This window comes from Arthrobacter sp. FW306-1B-G06A, assembly GCF_058781765.1.
In genome coordinates, this window is record NZ_JBYSXB010000034.1 from 54,295 (window position 1) to 60,767 (window position 6,473).

Below are 6,473 nucleotides of genomic sequence, written 5' to 3' on the forward strand. Positions count from 1 at the left end.
GGCCTTACACGCCGCCGCGGCGAATCAGCTTGCCGCTGGGCGTCCGGCCGTCGATCTCGCTGCCGCGCAGGTACGTTTTGCGTACGACGCCGGAGAGCGCCTTGCCGTCGTACGGCGTGATCGGGTTCTTGTGCTTGAGCTTCTTGACGTCGACGACGAACGCGTCGTCGGGCGCGAAGATGGAGAAATCAGCGTCGTACCCGAGCGCCAGCTGGCCTTTATTGTGCAGGCGGGCCAAGGCGGCAGGCTTCTCGGACATCCAGGAAACCACCTGCTCCAGGGTGATGCCGCGGTGCCGGGCTTCGGTCCAGATCAGAGAGAGCCCCAGCTGCAACGAGGAGACCCCGCCCCAGGCCACGGCGAAGTCGCCGTTTTCCAGGTCCTTCAGGTCAAGCGTCGAGGGCGAGTGGTCCGAGACGATGCAGTCGATGGTGCCGTCCTGTAGGCCCTGCCAGAGCAGCTCGCGGTTGGAGGCCTCGCGGATGGGCGGGCAGCACTTGTACGCGGTGGCGCCGTCGGGGATTTCCTCGGCCATGAGGGTGAGGTAGTGCGGGCAGGTTTCAACGGTGAGGTGCACGCCGTCGCGCTTTGCCGAAGCGATCATCGGGAGGGCGTCCGACGACGAGAGGTGCAGTATGTGCGCACGTGCACCGGTCCAGCGGGCACGTTCGATGACCTCGGCGATGGCCTTGTTCTCGGCGCCGCGCGGGCGGGAGGCAAGGAAAGTGGAGTAGTGCGCGCCGCCGGGGTGGGGTGCGTGGTCGATCGCGTGGGAGTCCTCGGCGTGGACGATCATGAGGGAGTCGAAGGACTTGAGCTCCGCCATGTCCTCTTCCATCTCGTCCGCGTCCAGGTGCGGGAACTCGTCCACACCGGAGTGGAGCAGGAAGCACTTGAAGCCGAAGACGCCCTCGTCATGCAGCGGGCGGAGGTCCTTCTTGTTGCCCGGGATGGCGCCGCCCCAGAATCCGACGTCCACGAACGCCTGGTCCTCGGCAACTTCGCGCTTGAGCTTCAGGCCTTCCACGTTGGTGGTGGGCGGAATGGAGTTCAGCGGCATGTCGATGATGGTGGTGACGCCGCCGGCTGCCGCAGCGCGCGTGGCGGAGGCGAAGCCTTCCCATTCGGTGCGGCCGGGCTCGTTGACGTGAACGTGGGTGTCAACGAGGCCGGGGATGAGGGTTTCGTCGTCGCCGAGCTCGATGATTTCGGTGCCCTGCAGGCCGTTGCCCAAAGGCTCGATAGCGACGATCACGCCCTTGCGGACGCCGACTTCGCGAGCGGTGATACCGGCGGTGGTGAGGATGCGCTGGCCGCGGATGACCAGGTCAAACGGGCCGTGTGCCGTGGTGGTTTCTTCAGACATGGAGTTGCTCCTTGGTCTCGGTTCGCGCTGCGTCTTGGGTGGATACCGCTTTTTCAGAGAGGCGCACGCCGATGTGCTTACCCAATTCTTCAAGCAGCGGCCCTGCTTCAGCTATACATTTCTCTACATTGGATTCGAGCTCGGTCAATGCGTGGACCGACTCGAAACCGGACTCCGAAAGTTGTTCCGGGCTCAGCGTACTGCGGCCGCAGACGGCAATCACAGGGATCCCCGATCGCGCCGCCGCCCGCGCCACGCCCATCGGCGTTTTGCCGAGCAGGCTTTGTTCGTCGAGGCTGCCTTCGCCGGTGATCACCAGGTCCGCGCCGGCCAACCGCTGCTCGAGTTCAGTGAATTCGAGCACGACGTCGATGCCCGGCCTGCGTGCCGCGCCCAGCGCCGCGATGGCGATGTAGCCGACGCCGCCTGCCGCACCAGCGCCCGGAGCCTGTGCGGCGTCCTGGGCTTCGGAGCCGATCTCGTTGGCGAGGACCTGGACGAAGTGGGCCAGAGCCGCGTCGAGCGAGGCGACATCGTCCGGCGTCGCGCCCTTCTGCGGTCCGAAGATCGCGGCGGCGCCGGTGCGGCCCAAAAGGGGATTGTCGACGTCGGACGCCAGGACGAACTCGGTGACCTCCAAGCGGACGTCGAGGTTCGAGAAGTCGATCCGGTCCAGGCGGGCCAGGGCCGCGCCGCCGCCGGGGAGTTCGTTCCCTTCGGCGTCGAGTAGGACGGCGCCGAGGGCCTGCAGGACGCCGGCGCCGCCGTCGGTGTTGGCACTCCCGCCGACGCCGAGGATGATGTGCCGGCAGCCGAGGTCCAGGGCGGCGCGGATGAGTTCGCCCGTGCCCAGGCTTGTGGAGCTCTTGGCCGTTTCGGTATTCGGGGCGCTGCCGTCGCCGAAGCCCGGCAGCACCGCAAGCCCGGAGGCCGCAGCCATTTCAATGACGGCTTCCTCGCCGCGGACCGCGAACTCGGCCGTGATCGGCTGGCCCGTGGGTCCGGTGACCGTCGTGCTGCGGCGGGTGAAGCCGGAGCCGACGGCGGCGTCGAGAGTCCCCTCGCCGCCGTCGGCCACTGGAATGAGCGTGGTTTCAAAGCCCTCGGCTGGCAAACTCGCCGCTGCGCTGCCAGCGGCAAAACCTGCCCGCAATCCGGCGCTCAAGCGGCTGGCGACCTCGGGAGCTGACAGCGATCCCTTGAACTTGTCCGGGGCTATGACCACACGCATTCCGTACCTCCTTCAGTACTTACTAGTCCAGCATCGAGATGATCGAAGTGGGGGCGTCCGCCCCGCGCTCGGCCAGATCTTCGAACTCGTTCACACCGTTGATTTCAACGCCCATGGAGATGTTGGTGACCTTTTCAAGGATCACTTCAACCACCACGGGAACCTTGAACTCGCCCATGAGCGCCTTGGCCTTGTCGAAGGCGGCAGGCAGGTCGGACGGGTTTTCCACGCGGATGGCCTTGCAGCCCAGGCCTTCGGCGACCTTGACGTGGTCCACGCCATAGCCGTTGGTTTCCGGGGAGTTGATGTTCTCGAACGCCAGGGACACGTTCTGTTCCATGTTGAAGCCGCGCTGCGATTGGCGGATCAGGCCCAGGTACGAGTTGTTCACCACCACGTGGATGTACGGCAGGTTGAACTGTGCGCCCACGGCCAGCTCTTCGATCATGAACTGGAAGTCGTAGTCACCGGACAGGGCAACAACGGTCTCGTCCGGCTTGCCGCGAACGACGCCGAGGGCGGCCGGGGCGGTCCAGCCCAGGGGGCCTGCCTGGCCGGCATTGATCCACTTGCGCGGGCCGAAGACGTGCAGCAGCTGCGCACCGGCGATCTGCGAGAGGCCGATGGTGGACACATACGTGGTGTCCTTGCCGAACGCCTTGTTCATTTCTTCGTAGACGCGCTGCGGCTTGATCGGCACGTTCTCGAAGTGGGTCTTGCGCTGCAGCGATCCCTTGCGGGCGGTGCACTCGGCGACCCAAGCGGAGTAGTCCGGCAGGGACTTCGCTGCCTGGCGCTCGCGTGCCAGCTCGATCAGCCCGTCCAGCGCCGCACCGGCGTCGGACGCGATACCGAAGTCCGGCGAGAACACGCGGCCGATCTGCGTGGGCTCGATGTCGATGTGCACGAACTTGCGGCCCGCGGTGTACGTGTCCAGGCCGCCGGTGTGGCGGTTGGCCCAGCGGTTGCCGATGCCGATCACGAAGTCCGAGGCCAGCATGGTCTCGTTGCCGTAGCGGTGCGAGGTCTGCAGGCCCACCATGCCGGCCATCAGCACGTGGTCGTCCGGGATGGTGCCCCAGCCCATCAGGGTGGGGATGACCGGAACGTTCAGCAGTTCGGCCAGTTCAACCAGCTGCGCGGAGGCACCGGCGTTAATGATGCCGCCACCGGCGACGATCAGCGGGCGCTCAGCCGCGGTGAGCATGTCCAGCGCCTTTTCCAGCTGCTTGCGGCTGGCCTTCGGCTTTTCGACGACGATGGGCTCGTAGGCGTCTATGTCGAACTCGATCTCGGCCATCTGCACGTCGAACGGCAGGTCCAGCAGGACCGGGCCCGGACGGCCTGAGCGCATCAACTGGAAAGCCTTCTGGAAGGCGCCCGGAACCTGGCCCGGTTCCAGGATGGTCATGGCCATCTTGGTGACCGGCTTGGCGATGGACTCGATGTCCACGGCCTGGAAGTCTTCCTTGTGCAGCTTGGCAACGGGGGCCTGGCCGGTGATGCAGAGCATGGGGATGGAATCTGCCCAGGCTGCGTACAGGCCGGTGATCATGTCCGTTCCTGCAGGGCCCGAGGTGCCGATGCAGATACCGATGTTTCCGTCCGCCGCACGGGAGTAGCCGTCAGCCATGTGGCTGGCGCCTTCAACGTGGCGGGCCAGGGTGTGGCGGATGCCGCCGTGTGCCCGCATCGCGGAATAGAAGGGGTTGATTGCCGCGCCTGGCAGGCCGAACGCCTCGATGGCGCCTTCCTTTGCCAAGATGGCGACGGCTGCGTCTACAGTGCGCATCTTCGTCATGGTGTGCTCCTTGAAAAGTCTGTTTTTGCCCGCTTCGGGCGGATTTTTGGGTGTGTCTGGGGGAGCCGGCGGCGGAAATCCCCTCCGCGGGCTGCTGGTTTTCGCTTGTTTCCGCCCTTTGGGGCGGGCGGCTTACTTGCGGCCGCTGAGCTGGAGGACCTGCTTGAAGAGGCCGGAGTGGTCGAGTCCGCCGTCGCCCTGGTTGACAGTGGCGGCGACGAGCTGTGCGACGACGGCGCCGAGCGGGATTGCGACGTTGGCTTCGCGGGCTGCGGAGGTGACGATGCCGAGGTCCTTGTGGTGGAGGGCAAGGCGGAAGCCGGGGTCGAAGTTGCGGTCGAGCATCTTCTGGCCCTTCTGGTCGAGGACCTTGGAGCCGGCCAAGCCGCCGCCGAGGACCTTGAGGGCTGCGTCCGTGTCCACGCCGTAGGCCTCAAGGAAGGCGATAGCCTCGCCGAGGACCTCGATGTTGACGGCCACGATCAGCTGATTGGCTGCCTTGACGGTCTGGCCGGAGCCGGAGGGGCCGACGTGGACGATGGTCTTGCCGACGGCGTTGAGGACATCCTGTGCTGCTTCGAAGTCGTCTGCGTCGCCGCCGACCATGATGGAGAGGACGGCGTCGATGGCACCCTGTTCGCCACCGGAAACCGGGGCGTCGAGCGGGCGGATGCCGGCGGCGACGGCGTCTGCCGAGAGGCGGGCCGCGACGTCCGGGCGGATGCTGCTTGCGTCGATCCAGAGGGTGCCCTTCTTCGCGTTGGCGAAGACGCCGTCCGGGCCGCTGACGACACCTTCGACGTCGGGGGAGTCCGGCACCATGGTGATGACGACGTCGGCGTCCTTGACGGCGTCGGCGATGCTCGTGGCACCCTTGCCGCCTTCGGAGACGAGCTTGTCGATCTTGTCCTGGCTACGGTTGAAACCGGTGACGGTGTGGCCGGCCTTGACCAGGTTGATGGCCATGGGGAGGCCCATGATTCCGAGTCCGATAACTGCAACGTTGCTCATGATTTTCCTTACTGAAGTCTTTGTTTTAGCTCAAGTGTGCTGGACCCAACTAGCTCGCAGTTGATGTCGTTTTGAGGGCTCTAAACGACATCAACTGCTACTCAGTTGGGTCGTGGGGGTTCGCTAGTGGGAGGTGGCGCGCTGGCGGATGGCCCAGCTGAAGGCCGTTTCCTGCGGTTCCTTGTATTCGAGGCCGATGTAGCCTTCGTAGCCGAGTTCGCGGCTGCGGGCGATCCATTCGCCGAGGGGAAGCTCGCCGGTTCCGGGAGCCCCGCGGCCGGGGTTGTCGGCGATCTGGATGTGGCCGAAGTCCTTGGCATGGTTTTCGATGACGGCTGCGACGTCGTCCCCGTTGACTGCCAGGTGGTAGAAGTCGGCGAGGAGCTTGACGTTCGTGGCGCCGGATTCTTCCTTGACGCGGGCGATCACCTTGAGGGCGTCGGCGGCCTTGAGAAGCGGGTACTTGGGGGCGCCGCTGACCGGTTCAAGGAGGACGGTGCCGCCGATGCGTGCGACGCCTTCCGCGGCACTGGCCAGGTTCTCGGCGCCGATGGCGTCCTGCTTCTCGGCCGATTCGCCGTCCACGCGGTTGCCGTAGAGCGCGTTGAATGCCTTGCAACCGAGCCGCTCGCCGATGCCTGCGACGACGTCGATGTTGTCCAGGAATTCGGAGGAGCGGGCGGGCCAGGAAACCAGGCCGCGGTCACCGCCGGGCATGTTGCCGGCGTTGAAGTTCAGGCCGGTGAGCTGAACGCCAGCGTCCTTGATGGCGTTCTCGAACTCGGTGACCTGGGCGTCCGACGGGATGGAAGTCTCAAAGGGCCACCAGAATTCGACGGCGTCAAAGCCGGCAGCCTTCGCGGCTGCGGGGCGCTCGAGCAGGGGCAGCTCCGTCAGGAGGATGGAGCAGTTCACTGTGTACGTCATCGTAGGTGTCCTTCCGGGGGAGGGCTTGGGATCTATCTTCCACTTGGCTTGTTCTCTTGGGCTAGTTCGCCTTTGTCGATTTCCGCTTTGTGGAATTTAGATTCTGCTTTATGAAAAGTTTAGGGAAGGAGGGGGTG

General features: G+C 65.4%; 5 protein-coding genes. All 5 read right to left on the minus strand.

Features of this window, described 5'->3' with window-relative positions; genetic code table 11:
- Positions 1-4: 4 nt before the first annotated feature.
- The 5 genes from allB to AC3WJM_RS17180 all read right to left on the minus strand — a co-directional run bounded on the left by allB (position 5) and on the right by AC3WJM_RS17180 (position 6,336).
- The gene (allB, locus tag AC3WJM_RS17160; RefSeq protein WP_492272477.1) at positions 5-1,366 is read right to left on the minus strand and encodes an allantoinase AllB; all 1,362 of its coding nucleotides are present in this window, start codon (positions 1,364-1,366) and stop codon (positions 5-7) included.
- Positions 1,359-2,597 (minus strand): glycerate kinase, encoded by a 1,239-nt coding sequence (locus AC3WJM_RS17165; RefSeq protein WP_492272478.1) that lies wholly within the window; start codon positions 2,595-2,597, stop codon positions 1,359-1,361. Before AC3WJM_RS17165 ends, allB begins: the two co-directional genes overlap by 8 nt.
- A 22-nt stretch (positions 2,598-2,619) precedes the next feature.
- Entirely contained in the window at positions 2,620-4,398 is a 1,779-nt protein-coding gene (gene gcl, locus AC3WJM_RS17170) for a glyoxylate carboligase (protein ID WP_307055490.1), read from the minus strand.
- A 132-nt stretch (positions 4,399-4,530) separates the two neighbouring features.
- The gene (locus AC3WJM_RS17175) at positions 4,531-5,409 is read right to left on the minus strand and encodes a 2-hydroxy-3-oxopropionate reductase (protein WP_306961994.1); all 879 of its coding nucleotides are present in this window, start codon (positions 5,407-5,409) and stop codon (positions 4,531-4,533) included.
- A 123-nt stretch (positions 5,410-5,532) separates the two neighbouring features.
- Positions 5,533-6,336, minus strand: a complete 804-nt coding sequence (locus AC3WJM_RS17180) for a hydroxypyruvate isomerase family protein (RefSeq protein WP_492272479.1) — start codon at positions 6,334-6,336, stop codon at positions 5,533-5,535.
- Positions 6,337-6,473 lie beyond the last annotated feature (137 nt).